The organism is Flavobacterium sp. C3NV (assembly GCF_046825355.2).
Classification (GTDB): Bacteria; Bacteroidota; Bacteroidia; order Flavobacteriales; family Flavobacteriaceae; genus Flavobacterium.
Window position 1 is genome coordinate 23,756 of sequence record NZ_JBKQBJ020000006.1, and the last position, 16,969, is coordinate 40,724.

Below are 16,969 nucleotides of genomic sequence, written 5' to 3' on the forward strand. Positions count from 1 at the left end.
AGTGCACAGATTTCAGTTTAAACTCAAAATCTTAGTCACTTAGAAACTTAGCATCTCAAAAAGACAAAAATGAAAAAATATACAAATACAGGAAGTAAAGATACTCGTTCAGGTTTTGGAGCGGGAATGACTGAACTAGGTCAAAAAAACGAAAAAGTAGTAGCACTTTGTGCTGATTTAATTGGTTCATTAAAATTTGATGATTTCAAAAAAAATCACCCGGAGCGTTTTTTCCAAATTGGTATTGCAGAAGCTAATATGATTGGTATTGCTGCAGGTTTAACAATTGGAGGAAAAATTCCTTTTACAGGAACTTTCGCTAACTTTTCTACAGGAAGAGTTTACGATCAAATTCGTCAATCTGTTGCTTATTCTGATAAAAACGTAAAAATCTGTGCTTCTCACGCTGGTTTAACATTAGGAGAAGACGGAGCAACACACCAAATCCTTGAAGATATCGGATTAATGAAAATGTTGCCAGGAATGACTGTAATCAATACTTGCGATTACAACCAAACCAAAGCTGCAACATTAGCATTAGCAGATCATCACGGTCCTGCTTATTTACGTTTTGGTCGTCCGGTCGTGCCTAACTTTATGCCAGCTGACGAACCTTTCGTAATTGGAAAAGCAATTTTATTAAACGAAGGAACTGATGTTACAATTGTAGCAACAGGACACTTAGTTTGGGAAGCTCTTATCGCCGCTGAAGCATTAGAAGCAAAAGGAATTTCTGCCGAAGTAATCAACATTCACACTATTAAACCACTTGACGAAGAAGCGATTCTAAAATCACTGGCAAAAACTAAATGTGTGGTAACTGCAGAAGAACACAACATTCTTGGAGGTCTTGGAGAAAGCGTTTCAAGAGTATTAGCTTTAAACAATCCAGCTCCACAAGAGTTTGTTGCTGTAAATGATAGTTTTGGTGAATCCGGAACTCCAGAGCAATTAATGGAAAAATACAAATTAAACAACCAAGCAATTGTTGAAGCTGTAGAAAGAGTGATCAAAAGAAAATAATTTTAGATTTTCTTACTTATAAAAAAAACCTCGAAAAGTGATTTTCGAGGTTTTTACTTTTGTACCAATATTAAATATTAATACAAAAACAGATCAGTAGAAAAACAGCAATCTGATTCGAACCTGAATTAACAAAATTCAACCCCAGATAAATCTGAACCTCTCTAACTTCAGAGACCGAACTAATAATTGATGATACCCCCCAAAGCCCATCATTATAAGTTTAACAAAAATCACGACTCATCTTAGACTCATCGTTTCTTTCTATTTACAGCCTCCTTAACTGATCTTAATTTCAACAAAAGTCCTACTAAACTCTTGCTGTTTTTATTTGAGATTCAATCTTTATTCTTACAAACCTACTATTTTGATTTAGATATTCATTACGGGAAAACGTAAACTGATAAATTAATTTCCAAAAATTAAAAAATCTTAATACAAGAGAGCTTTTTGAGCACAAAAAAAAACCCCGAAATCACTTTCGAGGTTTTAGTTTATTATCAATCAAAAAGTTAATTCTTTTTAATCGGGTATGTTTTATCAAGATGAATTCTTAATCGTCCTTCAGCAGTATAATCTTCAGGTACAAAAGTTCCATTCGCCCCTGTTGGCTTTCTAGGAATTCCTCTAGGCTCAAATTCATTTGTATTTGGCGTACCAGGATTATCTTCTCTAGCATCCCAAGGATAATAAAATCCCGTTCCGTAATTTATATAAACATCACCAACTTTAACTATACCTATTTCATTTGTTGGTTTTGTAATTTCGAATCTTGTAGTAAAACCGTCACCATCATCATCAAAATCTACGAAGTCAGCTACTCCATCTCCATCAGTATCATCAATCAATTCTTTTGGAGGGTTTGGATATTTAGTTGTGTTTCTAAAATCATAAAGATAACCATCACCATTTACATCCTCTAAATAATCCGGAACACCATCTCCAAGGATAACAACTCCGCCTGTCGATGAAGAAATAGTATATTCATTATCCATTCTTTGCAGATCAAACAACTTAAAACTAAACACCAAGCAAGAATATGCAGGACCATCACTACCTACAGTACCGGCATAATAACCTAATCCTGATGGCAAAAACATAACTCCTGCACCATAATTATCATAAGTAATAACACCCGTTCCTGTCGCTGTTGTAGAAGTACCGGTTTTAAACTGAGGAAAAATCTCAGACCAACCCTCGATTACACCACCTTCAGGGGAATATGCAAATAAGTTAAAAGTCTCAGCATTTCCATAAGAACTATCAAATACTTTTCCATTTAAAAAGTTACCTGAGTAAGAAGCAACGATTCTATCTGTATTCATTGGCTTGCTTCCTGTTCCTTCTCTTAAACTTAAAAAATAAACTTCGTAATTAACATCATTGCTGTAAACCTTTCTTGTTTGTAAAGGATATTCCTTTTGATCCCAAATTGAAACATTTCCATCACCAGGAACTATTTTTTTTATCACGACATCCAGATCCTGCGGAGTTCCAGGAGCATGTATAACGGTCATATAATTAGTCTTTAAATAATTAACAATAGAATCATTATCTGCTTTGTATTGTTCTTTATAGTCCCTTAGAGGCACAGTCACTACATCGTCATCATCACTTTTATTACAAGACACAATCGCTATTCCCGCAAGTAATAAAATAAAATAATATTTAAATTTATTCATTATTGTTAATTTTTTAGGTGCGCAAGATACAATATTGATTTATTTTTGTAAAGAATTTAACTTTGAATTTAGAAAAATTATGCGAATAGATAAATACTTATGGTGCGTACGTTATTACAAAACCAGAAATATGGTTACTGAAGCTTGCAAAAAGAACCATATTACAGTAAATGGGCAGGTTGCCAAACCCTCGAAAGAAGTTTTCCCAACTGATAAAATTACCTTTAGAAAAGATCAGATCACGCAAATTATAACGGTACTTGACATTCCTGAAAGCCGCGTTGGAGCAAAACTGGTAGATATATACAGAAAAAATGAAACACCGGCCGAAGCTTATGCACATTTAGAGTTATTAAAACTCTCTAAAGAACATTACAGAAAAACCGGAACAGGAAGACCAACAAAAAAAGACAGAAGAGATATCGACGAATACGGAAATGATATTATTGAGGAAGAAGAAACGGAATAAATTCCAATTCTTAAAACCCAAATTCCAAAAATCAACAAATAATAAAACTTCAAAATCTTTTTAAATTTCAGAGAATGAAAATCTAACATTGGAGTTTATAATTTAAATTTTAGATTTTCACTATTGATATTTCCTTTTCAAATTTGGAATTTGGATTTTTTATATTGGAATTTTATTTAGTTATATTAGCAAAAAAATAAATCATGAGCAAAAACATCATCTTAACAAATCAGGAAATCGAACATAAAATAAAACGTATCGCTTATCAGATATACGAGACTTTTGTTGACGAAGAAGAAGTTGTAATTGCGGGAATCGCTTCTAATGGATCTATTTTTGCTCAAAAAATTGCTTTAGCCTTAAGCACGATTTCGACACTTAAGGTTTCTCTTTGTGAAGTTAAAGTCGACAAACAAAATCCGCAATTGCCTATACAGACTTCTTTGACAAAAGAAGAATACGAAAACAAAGGATTGGTACTTGTAGACGATGTTTTAAATTCAGGTACTACTTTAATCTATGCTGTTCGTCATTTCTTAGACGTTCCGTTAAAGAAATTCAAAACAGCAGTGCTTGTAGATCGAAATCATAAAAAATATCCTGTAAAGGCCGATTTTAAAGGCATCTCCTTATCGACCTCTTTACTAGAGCATGTTCAGGTTGTTTTTGATGACAACGGCGACAATTATGCTTTTTTAAGCTAAGATTTCCAGAATATCCTGAACTGTTTCCTCGACAGCTTTATCATCAACCGAAACTTTATGTTGGGCATGGTTGTAATAATAGCTTCTGTCGAACAAATGCTTTGCGATAAATTCTCTCATTTCCTCTTCATTCATATTAGCAATTAGCGGGCGTTTGCTTTTGTTATGAATTAATCTATTGTATAAAGTGTCTATTGAAGCCTTTAAATAAATCGAGGCAACATCATCTCTTTTTAATAATTCATGGTTATTAGCATAACAAGGCGTTCCTCCGCCTAAACCTATTATGCTGTTTTCTGAAGATTGAAGTAATTCCAGAAACATTTCGTGTTCTAATCTCCTAAAATGAATCTCTCCAAATTGCTCGAAAATCTCATTTATAGATAAATTTGCTTTATTTTCGATACATTTATCTAAATCCAGAAACGGAATATTTGTAATTTTTGACAAGTTTTGGGCAATTGTTGACTTTCCGCAGCCCATATATCCTAATAATATAATCTTTTTCATTTTAATAAGAACCTAAAAATTAAGGTGTTGTAAATTTTGAGTAAAAAAAGACAAATTTATAATAAATAAGCTTGCAAATATCAAAAATAACTCCTTATATTTGCACCCGCATTCAAGGAAAGAATATGACTCGATAGCTCAGTTGGTAGAGCACATCACTTTTAATGATGGGGTCCTGGGTTCGAGCCCCAGTCGGGTCACAAAATTTGTGATTTACAAAATACTTTCCTTGATAGCATGACTCGATAGCTCAGTTGGTAGAGCACATCACTTTTAATGATGGGGTCCTGGGTTCGAGCCCCAGTCGGGTCACAAAAGGTCGAGTATTTATTTACTTGACCTTTTTTTATTTTAGGCCACGTGGAGAAACGGTAGACTTGCCATCTTGAGGGGGTGGTGCTCGTAAGGGCGTGTGGGTTCAAATCCCACCGTGGTCACAATTTTACTTTATTCAAAAAGAAAACGCCTTATTTACAAGGCGTTTATCATTTTTACTGGTTTTTAAATTTCCACAATATTCCCTTATCTTTGAGTATGAAATTTTACATCAACACAGAACATTTAACAAAAGAAATTGAATATCCTACACGATATCAGTCTCAAAATTTAATAAAAAGTTCATTTGTTGTATTTCTTACTATTCTAATGTTCCTCTTGCTATTCAAACCCTTTGGTGTATACGATCCGGAGCTCAGGATGCATTACTTGCTTATTTGTTTTTTCCACGCCTTTGTTCCGGCATTACTTTTACTCTCCTATTTTAAAGTATTGAATTATTTTACCAAAGCAAAAAATCAAGCTACATGGACTTTATTTAAAGAATATATCCATATCATACTTCTATTCACCTTAATAGGCACGTCCAGCTTTTTAATACGCGATTTACTTTATAACAATCCAAAAAACTGGTCCTGGAATTATTTTTTTGAAGAAATTAGAAATTGTTTTGTGGCGGGCATATTTTTCTATTTTTTTCTAAGATTATCTCACTTCTATTTTGAATCAAAAAAGGGAGCTCCGTTTGTCATTCAATTTGTTCCTCTTGCAGCTGAAACTGAAAAAACAACTATCGAATCTATTCTATTTATCACTACACAAGTAAAACAAGATGATTTTAGTTTGAATATTGATCAACTACTCTTTGCAAAAGCAGACGGTAATTATATTGAGTTAACAATATTAAACAACAATCAAATCACTACAGAAGTAAAAAGAATTTCGTTAACACAATTCGAAAATCATGTAACAAATTATCCTCACTTTTTTAGATGTCACAGAACTTATTTAGTCAACATGTTTAAGGTCGAAAAAGTATCCGGAAACTCCCAGGGATATCTATTATCATTTCATGAAACAACTCTAAAAGTTCCTGTTTCCAGAAAACAAATTGACAGTTTCAATAACTATTACCAAAAGCTCCGTAACAGACATATTGCTTAAGCTTGTTGCTCGTCACAAAAGCTAGTCAACCACAACAAGCCTTGCCATCACTGTATTTTCATGTTGTACGTTTGCCATCAATAAAACTAAATCCATTATGATGTCAACCACAACTATTACCCCAAATCAAGATTTTGGGCCCCAAAAAAAAATATTATACATCGATAACATCAAAGTTCTACTAACAATACTAGTTGTACTTCATCACACGGTTATTGCTTACAGTTCTTCTAAAGGCTGGTATTACAACGAAAAAACTCCTCTTATGGGAGCTCGGATTCCTATGACAATGTTCGTAAGCATCAATCAGTCTTTTTTTATGGGTTATTTCTTCATGTTAGCAGCCTACTTCACTAGTTCTTCTTATTCCAGAAAAGGCGCAGCAAAATTCATTAAAGACCGACTAATCAGACTAGGAATTCCTTTATTATTCTATTCTTTTATCCTTTCTCCTTTTCTAAGTTATTTAGTTTACAATTTCAGAAAGCAACAGATTAGCTATTTCGAATATTTAAGCAAATTCGATAGTTGGATCGATTTAGGCGTTACATGGTTTGTAGCTGCTTTACTTCTATTCACTTTAATCTATTCACTTATAAAAAAAATATTTAACCTCAGCCTTAAAAAATCTCTAAAAGCACCACAAGCAATCACCATCTTATTATTTGCCGTACTACTAGGTATTATTAGCTTCTTTGTTAGAATTATATTTCCGGTTGGATGGGTTCTTGAACCAGTCGGATTTCAATTAGGACACTTTCCTCAATATATCGCCTTGTTTATTGTTGGATTATTGGCGGCTAAAAACAACTGGTTCGACCAACTTTCTGAGAAAACAGAAAAAATACTCAAAAGATCGATATGGTTTTGCTTATTATTTTTTCTTGTATTTTTTGTCATCAAATTCAAATTAAACACACCTTCTTCGTGGTTTTCCGGTGGCCTTCATTGGCAGGCATTATTATACGCCGTATGGGAGCAATGGATTGGAATCTCTATACTCACAACGTTATTAATCAAAGGAAAAAAGAATTGGAATATTTCTTCAAAAATACTAAGTCAACTATGCCGCAGTAGTTTTTGCGTTTATATTTTTCATCCGCTAGTAATTATTGGTTTCACATTAGCAATTAGAAACTGGAATATTGATCCAGCAATAAAACTTCTTGTCATAGCGCCATTAATAGTCTTAAGCAGCTTTATAGTTGGATCGCTCATTGTATTAATGCCTGGAATTAAGAAAATTTTTTAGTTCAGGTTGCTACGCAATAAAATTAGAAAATAAGAGTTTTTTAGAGCTTAATCAGACTATTCTAATAAAAAAACCTGCTTGTTTTGCTGTACAAACAGATATATTAAAAGTTAAAACACATTAAAATGCATTTTAACTTCATTTGTTTCCACCTCTATTTCAACTCATTAATCCAAAACAATACATTTACATTAAATTAACTTAAAAGAAGGTAGTGATATTTAAAAAATAACTCCTTATATTTGCACCCGCATTCAAGAAAAGAATGACTCGATAGCTCAGTTGGTAGAGCACATCACTTTTAATGATGGGGTCCTGGGTTCGAGCCCCAGTCGGGTCACAAAAAAGGTCAAGTATTAATTTACTTGACCTTTTTTCATTTTAGGATCTTTACAGAAATGACAGACTCTCTAAAGTACTTTTTTTTTCATTTAAAACAAATCTCTTATCGTATTCATTAATAATACTGGAAATATTGTTCGGCTATTTGATTAATTTTTCCTTTGTCATTATAAGAAGTACGCAGCAACCAATTACCATTATTATCATATTTATAAGTATAAATGGTCGTTTCTTTACTACTTGAATTGGTTTTCATTATAGGATTACCAAATTCATCATTTTTATACGTAACCACACTTTTAAGTATTGATTTATCTAAATATCCAGGAGGACTAATACTCCAAAACGATTCTTTTATTCTATAATTACCAGCATCATATTCATAATGTTTTTCCATATTCAGCTTCTCATCCTTACCATAATTCATATGTACAACTAAATTTCCTTTCTCATCACGAATAAAAACTGTTTTCGACTGCAAGACACTTCCCTCATAAAACCAATAACTTACTTCATTTTTGGTCGTATCCTGTTTTACAGTAATAAGAAATGATTGGCTCATTTTTGTTTTCGGATTATAATAGTCAGACGCATTAAGAACACCATCTGTATCATAATAATATTTCATTTCAAGTACTTTAGCATTATAAGAAACAGAATTAGATGAAAGAAGAAAGCCTTTTTCATTATACGTATTACCAATTCCCATTTGGCATATTTTATTACTATCCGCAAGAGGCATCGAAGTACCTTCAAGGAAACATTGACCAAATGATTTTACATTCCCCTTTAAATTAACATCTTTTAGATCATTACGACTGGTTTGCGCCAGCGATATATTAAAAGTAAAAAACAGAAGACAGATTGTTGTTAAGAATGTTTGCATTTTTATTATTAAGATTTCTAAGTGAGACCAAAATAAAACAATCTCAAGTAAACCAAACCTCTTCTGTAACTTTTTATGATTTATTTCTTCTAATAGAAAAGATCAAGATTCTTTATGTATTAATTTAGAGTATATATTAGAACCATCGAAAATACCTCAGCACTTAATAAAATTAATGCAATTAACATGAAACATCTGCAAAGAGGCGCATTTTACGGGCAAACCAATGAAACTATTTTACTGGACGGAATAACCTTAACAGATACCGTTTACACCCACAGTAAAGTCGATTGGCATTATCATGAAAACGCTTATTTTACTTTTATCCTTGAAGGCAATGTTATCGAGGGAAATAAAAAAGAGATCTACAATTGCTCTCCCGGAAGTTTGCTTTTTCATAATTGGCAGGAACCTCATTATAATATAAAACCGGACGGATTTACCAGAGGTTTTCATCTCGAAATCGAAAAACATTGGTTTGACACGATAGCATTATCAGAGGATAATTTGCAAGGAAGCATCAACATCGTAAAACCGGAAATTAAGTTTTTAATGTATAAAGTTTTCAGGGCGGCAAAAATTGAAGGCTCGGCTGTAGATTTTGCAACACAAACATTACTGATCGAAATCTTATCAAAACTAAGCGCACACAACAATTCATTGTTATACAAAAATCCAAAATGGGTACAGATTATCGATGAAATTCTCCACGACCAGATTGGAGATACCATTTCGTTAGATTATTTATCTAAAATAGCCGGAATACACCCCGTTCACCTGTCAAGAGATTTTTCTAAATACTTTCACTGCACTTTAAGTGAATACATGAGAAAATTAAAAGTCGAAAAAGCACTTTCACTTCTTTCTTTACAAAAACAATCCTTAACCGAAATCGCTTACGAATGCGGGTTTTCTGATCAAAGTCATTTTACAAGATGTTTCAAAGAGGTAAACGGATTAAATCCTTCTGCACATTTAAAATTACTTTTAATGAAATAATGCCAAATGTTAATCTGGTACAATTTTTAATGCTGGCGGCAGAATAATTTTACACCTCAATCAAATCAATCAATCAAAAATATGAAACGAACATTATTTCTACTTGCAATCAGCCTTTCCTGCCTTACTGGCTTCAGCCAAAATGCCGATCTTTTTAAAACCGAAGGAATTACGGGAGAACTTCATCAATCAAACGTTGGGAAAGTCACTTTTATGGATGGCAACATTCCATTAGATCAATACAAAAAAACCGATTTTCTTGAGTCATTCAATCTTACGTACAAATCAAATCTTAACATCAGGATTTTTCTGGATAACTCAATAACAAACTATTTACATCAATTAGCTCCTAATTTATCGGCTGAAGAACTTGTAGAAATGGGTAATCTTCAGTTTGCTTTTTATATTGATAATAAATTTATTTATAAAGACAACATTAACTCCGGCTGTAATTTTGGGTACGGCAGCAGCAAAGACACCTCTACAACATTAAGAATTCCGCTTACTAGTTCTAAAGCTGAAAATCTTTGGGCTTTGCACATGTGGGACCGTTTTAAACTTAATGGCGGAGAAAAAGCATTAACAAACGGAACTCACAATCTAAGAATCGAAGTTAGACCTTATATCATCACCAATAAAAATACCGAAGCAATAGCAGGAAATTTAATAGCCAAAGGACAAATTAAACTGATCATAAAAACTCCTGAAGTGACTGCCAAACAAATGGAAATACAGCCAATATTACCCAACAGCGGATGGGAAGTTTCTGATTTTCAATTCGACAAAAAGAAAATTGAATTACTAAATAAGGAAATTGCTTCATACAATCTAAAAGAAATAACAAGTGTTGTCGCCATTTATGATGGTAAACTTTTGATAGAAGAATATTTTAATGATGCCAACAGAAATACTTTGCATGATACCCGTTCGGCAGGAAAATCTTTTGCGTCGACACTTATGGGTGTAGCCATACATGATGGATCTATTAAAAACGAAGACCAGACACTTAGCTCTTTTTATAATTTAAAAGACTATGCAAATTATAACATAAAAAAAGACAGCATAAAAATAAAAGACCTGCTCACGATGAGCTCTTCATTTGAAGGATCTGACGCCCATAGCGAATCACCAGGAAACGAAGAAAACATGTATCCTACAGACAACTGGGTAAAATTTACATTGGATTTAACTACTGATCCCGCTAAAACTAATGGAGCCAAATGGGACTATTTTACGGCCGGCGTGGTACTTTTAGGAGATATTCTGGATAAAAGTGTTCCTGGCAGACTAGAAAAATACGCCGATGAAAAACTTTTCAAACCCCTAAACATTACCAATTATCAATGGCAATATACACCGCAAAAAGTACCAAATACAGCGGGCAGCCTGCAAATGACTTCGCTTGATTATGCAAAATACGCCCAGTTATATAAAAATAATGGCGCATGGAATGGCAAACAAATAATCCCTGTAAATTGGGTAGAAAAAACCTTTACAAAACAAATTCAGATTCCTGAGCGAGAGAACCAATTCTACAGTTATTTATTTTGGAATAAAACAGTCAATTACAAAGGTAAAAATTACGAAACCTATTATTGCGCCGGAAATGGCGGAAACGAATTTATAATTTTCAAAGACTTATCACTTGTAGTCATAATCACTTCAAAAGCTTACAATAAACCTTACGGACATGCTCAGGCAGACAAAATAGTTCATGATTATTTATTGCCGGCGATTTTAAAATAAAATTGTCGGTTTGATTTTATAATTCACATCAAATAGCATAAAGAATTAAAAAAGGTAAAACATACAATCTGTTTTACCTTTTTTTAATGCCATCAATAAGTCAGGCAAATTATAAATACTCAACATAAAGCCTTACTCCTGCTTAAATGCTTTCAAACTTCCGTCATCATTAAATTGTATCGAATATCTTTCTCTGCTCCCATTTATACTCGAAGGATACCAGCGCATCTTATTATCCCAAATAGAAACATAAGCACTTGTAAGAGGTTTTGCTCCTTCTATTTCTTTTGCTTTCTCATTGTAAGTAGCAGTTACTTTGGCAACATTTACAAACTTAATTTTATTAAGTGAAACCAAACGCTTTTGAACCTCGTCCCTAACCGATAACTGAAGAGGTTTAGGCTCAGACCATTTACCCTCTTTATAATCATAAATATCCACATATTTAGGATTTGTTGGATGCTGAAGCATCACATTAATGAGTCCGTCATTATAAAAATACAGCGTCGAATAAATAAAAATCTCTTTTCCGGCATATTGAGGCAATTTCCTCAAAGCCTCCTCTGCTTTTTCCAATTCGCTTGTATCTGTTAGAAAATTGACATTCTTTCCTTCAGTATGTATATGTCCTACAGAATGCGTTTCAATTGCTGTTTTTATAATTTGCTCAACATCAATCTGAGTATTTACCGTTGTTTCAGGTATTGTGTTTTCTTTCTCTTTTTCCTTTTGTACTAAAGTATCATTCGGCTTAAAGGTCTCCTCGATAGTTTTAGTTACCTGCTCACAACTTAACAAAAGCTGACAGCAAATTAGCAGTATAATTAATTTTCTCATCGTTAGTCTATAGTATTTAGATCGCTTGCAAAAGCAATTTTATTTGGATTTTCCGGCAGATAAAAAATCTCTATTTTTTCCTGTTTGGTAATATCGAGTTCAAGAAGCCTGATTACTTTTTTCAGACTATTGCGATGAACATGATGTTTGTTATCTGTGTACTCGAGTTGAAAAAGAATCTCGGGCTGATCATTAATATAAGTTCCGGTTTGGCTTACTTTAATCAATTTCGCCCAGGTCCTTATTCCCTTAAACTTGATCATTGATGAACTGCCATTTAATCCTGAAAGTTTACTATAAATAAATTTTAGAAGATACCTAAAAAACAAAAGCACCATCGGACACACAATCAGCGGATGTCCAAAACTTATAAAACGCCAGCCCATACCATAACTTTCTGTTCGATATGCATAAATATAATAACCAATTACAGCTGCAACAAATACCAGCCAGCCGAATACAATAAATGCTATCCTGACTATATTTAAACCCACTTCTGTAGTGGCAATAATAAAATGCGGAGCCTCTTTGGCATCTCTGTCGAGTATTAAACTTAATTTTTTTCCCACTTCAAAACGACGTTGGTGAGGTTTAGCATCCGTAATAACGGTCTTGCTTGTAATTTCTGTATCAGCCAGGTTTTTAAATGATAGTTCAAGTTCATAGGTATTGAATTTCTCATTGGGTTTAGATGTTTTTACAGCGCTTAAAATTTTTGCTTCGCGCGATACTCCGCCCAACTTTAGTTTTTCTATGTTTCTTTTTGAAATAAAAATTTGAAGAATCCATTTATGAAAATAGCCAATTAAAACAATCAGCCAAAGAATTATCGAAATCGAAACTATAATCAAAGCCAACCACGGATTTTTATCTTTCAGCGTAGCTACATCAAATTCACTATTAACGCTATAATAAATAAGCATTGGAAACGGAATTGTAAAAAACAACATATAAAGCGCACCAAAAGCAAGGGCAAAATTTTTTCTCATTCCTTTTAATTATTATTGGGGTTACTAATTAAAACGTTTATTTTTAGAAAAAAAAACATTCCTTTTTCTGAGTATATCTATCTATTACAAGATTGTTGCACAAATAGATACGAATCAAATTTACATAAAAAATTATAGCAGAAAAGAAATTAGAATAAAATCTCAATTAAGAAATGAATCCCTTTTTAAATAAAATTATCGTTTTATAAAAACAAATAGAATAACTCTAAAACACATTTTATTTACATTAGATTATAAATTTTTGTAACTAAAATCAATTAATTACGTCTTATTTTTAACCCCTGTAAACCTTTTTAATCGGTTTTTCTAAAATACTAAGAGGCCTTATTTTCCGTTTGACATCCTAATGAAATTATATTTTTCTTTTTTGCTCTTTTTTACCCTTCCTTATTTTTGCGAGGCGCAGATTGACACAACGTATATTAAACCTTTTGACAATAAAGTCTCTCTAAGAACTTATCTATCGATGAAATCTATTTCGATGGAAAAGGAAACAGATGGAGAAATTAAAAATTTCATGCCCAATACTCCGATGAGTTTAGGTTTTGGAGTTGCTATAAAAAATACCATAATCGATTTAAGCTATGGTCATAGTTTGAGTTTCCTGAAAGATGATGAAAAAGGAAAAACCAAAGCACTTGATTTTCAAATTCACCATTACGGAAAAAAGTTCATTATAGACCTTTTTATACAAAAATATCACGGCTTTTATACTTCAGATCAATCGGATAAAAACACACAACTATATCCTGACCTAAATATTCAGCAATATGGCGCTTTTGGCCAATATGTTTTTAATAATAAGAAATTCTCTTATAAAGCCGCTTTTAATCAAAACGAAAGACAATTAAAATCAGCCGGAAGCTTTTTGCTTGGCGGAGGAGTTTATTTTACCAAAATAGGTTCTGACAGCTCTTTTGTACACAAATCTAAAAATTCATTACGCAATTTCCAATTCGGAGTAAGTGGAGGTTATGCTTATACCTGGGCAATTAACAAAAGATGGTTTACCAGCGGATCAGCAACTATAGGGGTAAACTTTGGTACTGAAAGAATAAACGATTTTGGCAAACAAAAGATAGAAATCTACCCTACATTTTTCCCAAGAATATCTGTTGGTTATAATAAAGAAAATTGGTCTCTTGGTCTATCATATATCAATAACCTTATATTTTCTTCTTTCTCAGGCAATGACACTAACAACATTGCTTTATCGTCAGGAAATTTACAAATTGGATATATCTGGAGGCTAAATTCCAATCCGTTTGTTCGTAATAAGAAATCAGATTAAATAATCTTTTTTTTAACAGAAATAAAAATCTAGTTTCCAATGCATTACCACAACAAAAAACAAATCATCCAAAAAAAATAAATTAAATAATAGTTATTTCACAAAAGAACTTTCCCAACAAAACAAAACTTTACTAAATTCGTTTCCAGAATTATTTAACCTACTAACCTAATCCCAAATTGGTTTATGAAACACTTTTTAATTGTATCATTTATTATGATCACTTGCTCTACGTGGGCACAATCTGCAACGGCTTATTTTGACAAAGCCATGAAAAAAGCTGAAGCCGGCAACACAAAAGGCGCAATTGCCGATTACACAAAAGCCATTAGCATGAATTCTAAATTCGTCGAAGCGTACCAAAATCGTGGTGTTGCAAAATTTAAACTCAACGATCTAAAAGGCGCCCAGGCAGATTTTAGTAAAACAATTGAGCTTGACACCATGAACGCAGATGCATTTACAGGCAGAGCCAATGTAAATTACAAACTAAACAACTTTAAAGAAACTGTTGACGATTGCACCTCATCACTTGGTTTAAACCCAAAAGACTATATTGCTTACAACTTAAGAGCATTAGCCTACAATAAAATGGGAGACAAAAAAAATGCCTGCAAAGATTTCTCTAAAGCAATCGAATTAGGCAGTCAGAGCGCCATAAAAAACAAAGCGACTTTTTGTAAATAAAACGTCATCAAACGCATTCAATACTAAAGCAATCTGTAAACATCAATTTTACAGATTGCTTTTTTTATTCAAAAAATTTCGACTTAATTTCATCTCAAAGTTATCCTTACATTTGTCCTTTAAACCAAACCTTAATGGCACTTTTAAAAAAGATAAACCACCAAGCACAAACCGATAAAAACTCCGGCTTTGGAGCAAATGCAAACAGTTACGGAGGAAGATTTGTAAACAAAGACGGAACCCCAAATATCGAAAAAAGAGGCATGCACTTCTTTCGCCGCATTAGTTGGTATCATACCATGATTGATATGCCCAACTGGAAATTTATGTCGATTTTGTTTATTTTTTACATTGTCCTCAATTTTGTTTTTGCCGTTATCTATTACGCCATTGGTATCGAACATCTCGACGGAATAGAGCAATCTCAAAGCGTTTTAACCCAATTTGGCCAGGCCTATTTTTTTAGTGCACAAACTTTTACCACGGTAGGTTACGGACACATAAGCCCAACAGGTTTTTTAACCAGCGCATTATCTGCAGCCGAAGCTTTAATTGGTTTATTAAGTTTCGCGATTGCAACAGGTTTATTTTTTGGAAGATTCAGCAAACCAACCGCATTTTTAAAATTTTCAGACAATGCCCTGATTTCACCTTACGGGAAAAACAAAGGATTAATGATACGTTTGGTGCCTTTTAAAAATACCAACTTTACAGATGCTACAGCAAAAATAACATTAGTGATGAGTGTGGAAGAAAATGGCGAGCAAACCAATAAATTTTACAGTCTGGAACTCGAATTAGATAAAATAAATGCCCTTTCGTTAAGCTGGACTCTGGTACATCCAATTACTGAAAACAGTCCATTGTATAATTTTACCAAAGACGATTTCGAAAAAATACATGGTGAGATATTCGTGTTTATAACCACTTTCGACAATATGTATAGTAATACAGTTGCGGCGAGAACATCATACACTTTTAATGAAATCATTTATGGAGCAAAATTCGAAACTATGTACAATCGAAGCAAAGACAGTTCTAAAACAATTTTGCATTTAGATAAATTAAATAAATTCTCCAACATCAAATTCGATTAATTCTCTAATCTTAAGAAGATTTTAAGACACATCTCAGATTTTATTCTATTTTTGTTCACCAAATAGCCAGTAATGATAAACAATATTAAGACTGTTTTCAGCATAAAAGATCTTGAAAACTTATCAGGAATAAAAGCACACACCATTCGTATCTGGGAGAAAAGATACAACATCTTAGAGCCAATGCGTACTGACACCAACATTAGACTCTATAACCTGCAAAATTTACAGAAGCTTTTAAACATTACTTTATTACACGAATACGGATATAAGATCTCTAAAATCGCCACTTATCCCGAAGAAAAGATACCGCAATTGGTTCGTGAAATTATTTCGAAGAAAAATTCTCAGAATTACGCCATAACTTCATTCAAAATGGCCATGATGAATTTTGACCAGGAAATATTCTTCAATACTTTTGATTGGCTGATCTCTGAAAAATCATTCAAAGAAGTTTTCAAAGATCATTTTCTTCCTTTATTGAAAGAATTAGGATTATTATGGCAATCAGAAACCATAACTCCTGCAAATGAACATTTCATGAGTCATTTGATCAAACAAAAAATATTAATCTATACCGAAAGTCTTCAAATATTAAAACCAAGTAAGACCAATAGAATTTTTGTGCTTTCGTTACCATTAAACGAAATTCACCAGATAGGTTTATTATACCTGCAATACGAAATTTTATCCCATGGCTACAAAACCATTTATTTGGGCGAAAGTATGCCAATCGAAAACCTTCAGGATTTAACCAAACATTTCGAGAACATTACATTTATATCTTTCATGACAGTGCAGCCGGATCGCAGTGTTATCAATCAATATGTAAAATCAATGGGACAAAAATTACTCCAGAAAAACAACGAAATTTGGCTTATGGGTAATATGGTCGAAAACATAGACCAGAAAATGCTGCCCGAAAGAATACGAATTTTCGACTCGATGGAAGAAACAATTAGCATGCTATAATCTATTTTGTTTAAAGTTTTTG

16 protein-coding genes and 4 tRNA genes are annotated in these 16,969 nt (G+C 32.9%); 15 read left to right on the forward strand and 5 right to left on the reverse strand.

Features of this window, described 5'->3' with window-relative positions; all coding sequences use genetic code 11:
* Nucleotides 1-69 precede the first annotated feature (69 nt).
* Nucleotides 70-1,023 carry a transketolase family protein gene (locus ACIDC4_RS10235; RefSeq protein WP_065451154.1) on the forward strand — a complete coding sequence of 318 codons (954 nt, stop codon included), beginning with the start codon at nucleotides 70-72 and terminating at the stop codon, nucleotides 1,021-1,023.
* 512 nt (nucleotides 1,024-1,535) lie between these two features.
* Here the strand turns inward: ACIDC4_RS10235 and bamM are convergent.
* The gene (gene bamM, locus ACIDC4_RS10240; RefSeq protein ID WP_412044480.1) at nucleotides 1,536-2,705 is read right to left on the reverse strand and encodes a BamM family beta-barrel-assembly machinery protein; all 1,170 of its coding nucleotides are present in this window, start codon (nucleotides 2,703-2,705) and stop codon (nucleotides 1,536-1,538) included.
* A 79-nt stretch (nucleotides 2,706-2,784) separates the two neighbouring features.
* Between bamM and ACIDC4_RS10245 the strand changes: the two genes are divergently transcribed.
* Nucleotides 2,785-3,174 (forward strand): RNA-binding S4 domain-containing protein, encoded by a 390-nt coding sequence (locus ACIDC4_RS10245; protein WP_173971176.1) that lies wholly within the window; start codon nucleotides 2,785-2,787, stop codon nucleotides 3,172-3,174.
* A 203-nt stretch (nucleotides 3,175-3,377) separates the two neighbouring features.
* A complete protein-coding gene (locus ACIDC4_RS10250) occupies nucleotides 3,378-3,878 on the forward strand; it encodes a phosphoribosyltransferase domain-containing protein (protein WP_065451151.1) in 501 nt (166 codons plus the stop codon).
* Here the strand turns inward: ACIDC4_RS10250 and ACIDC4_RS10255 are convergent.
* Nucleotides 3,870-4,388: a shikimate kinase gene (locus ACIDC4_RS10255; protein ID WP_412044479.1), complete on the reverse strand. Its 519-nt coding sequence runs from the start codon at nucleotides 4,386-4,388 to the stop codon at nucleotides 3,870-3,872. The two genes, ACIDC4_RS10250 and ACIDC4_RS10255, sit on opposite strands and share 9 nt — an antisense overlap.
* A gap of 127 nt (nucleotides 4,389-4,515) precedes the next feature.
* Here ACIDC4_RS10255 and ACIDC4_RS10260 point away from each other — a divergent pair.
* The 6 genes from ACIDC4_RS10260 (at nucleotide 4,516) to ACIDC4_RS10285 (ending at nucleotide 7,420) form a co-directional block, all read left to right on the forward strand.
* Nucleotides 4,516-4,588 (forward strand) — tRNA-Lys (locus tag ACIDC4_RS10260).
* A 39-nt stretch (nucleotides 4,589-4,627) separates the two neighbouring features.
* Nucleotides 4,628-4,700 (forward strand) — tRNA-Lys (locus ACIDC4_RS10265).
* Between the two features lie 42 nt (nucleotides 4,701-4,742).
* Nucleotides 4,743-4,825, forward strand: a tRNA-Leu gene (locus ACIDC4_RS10270).
* A gap of 97 nt (nucleotides 4,826-4,922) precedes the next feature.
* The gene (locus ACIDC4_RS10275) at nucleotides 4,923-5,828 is read left to right on the forward strand and encodes a LytTR family transcriptional regulator DNA-binding domain-containing protein (protein ID WP_412044478.1); all 906 of its coding nucleotides are present in this window, start codon (nucleotides 4,923-4,925) and stop codon (nucleotides 5,826-5,828) included.
* 97 nt (nucleotides 5,829-5,925) lie between these two features.
* Nucleotides 5,926-7,080 (forward strand): acyltransferase family protein, encoded by a 1,155-nt coding sequence (locus tag ACIDC4_RS10280; protein ID WP_412044477.1) that lies wholly within the window; start codon nucleotides 5,926-5,928, stop codon nucleotides 7,078-7,080.
* A 267-nt stretch (nucleotides 7,081-7,347) separates the two neighbouring features.
* Nucleotides 7,348-7,420, forward strand: a tRNA-Lys gene (locus ACIDC4_RS10285).
* A 117-nt stretch (nucleotides 7,421-7,537) separates the two neighbouring features.
* On the opposite strand, the gene ACIDC4_RS10290 is transcribed toward ACIDC4_RS10285, so the two are convergent.
* Nucleotides 7,538-8,308, reverse strand: coding sequence for a hypothetical protein (locus ACIDC4_RS10290; protein ID WP_412044476.1), 771 nt, complete (start codon nucleotides 8,306-8,308; stop codon nucleotides 7,538-7,540).
* A gap of 186 nt (nucleotides 8,309-8,494) precedes the next feature.
* On the opposite strand from ACIDC4_RS10290, the gene ACIDC4_RS10295 reads away from it, so the two are divergent.
* The gene (locus ACIDC4_RS10295) at nucleotides 8,495-9,307 is read left to right on the forward strand and encodes a helix-turn-helix domain-containing protein (protein ID WP_412044475.1); all 813 of its coding nucleotides are present in this window, start codon (nucleotides 8,495-8,497) and stop codon (nucleotides 9,305-9,307) included.
* 81 nt (nucleotides 9,308-9,388) lie between these two features.
* The gene (locus ACIDC4_RS10300) at nucleotides 9,389-11,053 is read left to right on the forward strand and encodes a serine hydrolase domain-containing protein (protein WP_412044474.1); all 1,665 of its coding nucleotides are present in this window, start codon (nucleotides 9,389-9,391) and stop codon (nucleotides 11,051-11,053) included.
* A 132-nt stretch (nucleotides 11,054-11,185) separates the two neighbouring features.
* Here ACIDC4_RS10300 and ACIDC4_RS10305 read toward each other — a convergent pair whose 3' ends face one another.
* Nucleotides 11,186-11,890 (reverse strand): hypothetical protein, encoded by a 705-nt coding sequence (locus ACIDC4_RS10305; protein ID WP_412044473.1) that lies wholly within the window; start codon nucleotides 11,888-11,890, stop codon nucleotides 11,186-11,188.
* Between the two features lie 2 nt (nucleotides 11,891-11,892).
* A complete protein-coding gene (locus ACIDC4_RS10310) occupies nucleotides 11,893-12,879 on the reverse strand; it encodes a hypothetical protein (protein ID WP_412044472.1) in 987 nt (328 codons plus the stop codon).
* 367 nt (nucleotides 12,880-13,246) lie between these two features.
* Here ACIDC4_RS10310 and ACIDC4_RS10315 point away from each other — a divergent pair, with 367 nt between their 5' ends.
* From ACIDC4_RS10315 to ACIDC4_RS10330, 4 genes are all read left to right on the forward strand, one after another.
* Entirely contained in the window at nucleotides 13,247-14,191 is a 945-nt protein-coding gene (locus ACIDC4_RS10315; protein WP_412044471.1) for a DUF4421 family protein, read from the forward strand.
* Nucleotides 14,192-14,377: 186 nt separating this feature from the next.
* Nucleotides 14,378-14,878 carry a tetratricopeptide repeat protein gene (locus tag ACIDC4_RS10320; protein ID WP_412044470.1) on the forward strand — a complete coding sequence of 167 codons (501 nt, stop codon included), beginning with the start codon at nucleotides 14,378-14,380 and terminating at the stop codon, nucleotides 14,876-14,878.
* A gap of 134 nt (nucleotides 14,879-15,012) precedes the next feature.
* Entirely contained in the window at nucleotides 15,013-15,975 is a 963-nt protein-coding gene (locus tag ACIDC4_RS10325; protein WP_412044469.1) for an ion channel, read from the forward strand.
* 72 nt (nucleotides 15,976-16,047) lie between these two features.
* Entirely contained in the window at nucleotides 16,048-16,947 is a 900-nt protein-coding gene (locus ACIDC4_RS10330) for a MerR family transcriptional regulator (protein ID WP_412044468.1), read from the forward strand.
* Nucleotides 16,948-16,969 lie beyond the last annotated feature (22 nt).

What these genes read in the sequence shown, in the direction of transcription:
- ACIDC4_RS10235 (WP_065451154.1), top strand. Translation starts at nt 70, where the DNA reads ATGAAAAAATATACAAATACAGGAAGTAAAGATACTCGTTCAGGTTTT.
- bamM (WP_412044480.1), bottom strand. Translation starts at nt 2,705, where the DNA reads ATGAATAAATTTAAATATTATTTTATTTTATTACTTGCGGGAATAGCG.
- ACIDC4_RS10245 (WP_173971176.1), top strand. Translation starts at nt 2,785, where the DNA reads ATGCGAATAGATAAATACTTATGGTGCGTACGTTATTACAAAACCAGA.
- ACIDC4_RS10250 (WP_065451151.1), top strand. Translation starts at nt 3,378, where the DNA reads ATGAGCAAAAACATCATCTTAACAAATCAGGAAATCGAACATAAAATA.
- ACIDC4_RS10255 (WP_412044479.1), bottom strand. Translation starts at nt 4,388, where the DNA reads ATGAAAAAGATTATATTATTAGGATATATGGGCTGCGGAAAGTCAACA.
- ACIDC4_RS10275 (WP_412044478.1), top strand. Translation starts at nt 4,923, where the DNA reads ATGAAATTTTACATCAACACAGAACATTTAACAAAAGAAATTGAATAT.
- ACIDC4_RS10280 (WP_412044477.1), top strand. Translation starts at nt 5,926, where the DNA reads ATGATGTCAACCACAACTATTACCCCAAATCAAGATTTTGGGCCCCAA.
- ACIDC4_RS10290 (WP_412044476.1), bottom strand. Translation starts at nt 8,308, where the DNA reads ATGCAAACATTCTTAACAACAATCTGTCTTCTGTTTTTTACTTTTAAT.
- ACIDC4_RS10295 (WP_412044475.1), top strand. Translation starts at nt 8,495, where the DNA reads ATGAAACATCTGCAAAGAGGCGCATTTTACGGGCAAACCAATGAAACT.
- ACIDC4_RS10300 (WP_412044474.1), top strand. Translation starts at nt 9,389, where the DNA reads ATGAAACGAACATTATTTCTACTTGCAATCAGCCTTTCCTGCCTTACT.
- ACIDC4_RS10305 (WP_412044473.1), bottom strand. Translation starts at nt 11,890, where the DNA reads ATGAGAAAATTAATTATACTGCTAATTTGCTGTCAGCTTTTGTTAAGT.
- ACIDC4_RS10310 (WP_412044472.1), bottom strand. Translation starts at nt 12,879, where the DNA reads ATGAGAAAAAATTTTGCCCTTGCTTTTGGTGCGCTTTATATGTTGTTT.
- ACIDC4_RS10315 (WP_412044471.1), top strand. Translation starts at nt 13,247, where the DNA reads ATGAAATTATATTTTTCTTTTTTGCTCTTTTTTACCCTTCCTTATTTT.
- ACIDC4_RS10320 (WP_412044470.1), top strand. Translation starts at nt 14,378, where the DNA reads ATGAAACACTTTTTAATTGTATCATTTATTATGATCACTTGCTCTACG.
- ACIDC4_RS10325 (WP_412044469.1), top strand. Translation starts at nt 15,013, where the DNA reads ATGGCACTTTTAAAAAAGATAAACCACCAAGCACAAACCGATAAAAAC.
- ACIDC4_RS10330 (WP_412044468.1), top strand. Translation starts at nt 16,048, where the DNA reads ATGATAAACAATATTAAGACTGTTTTCAGCATAAAAGATCTTGAAAAC.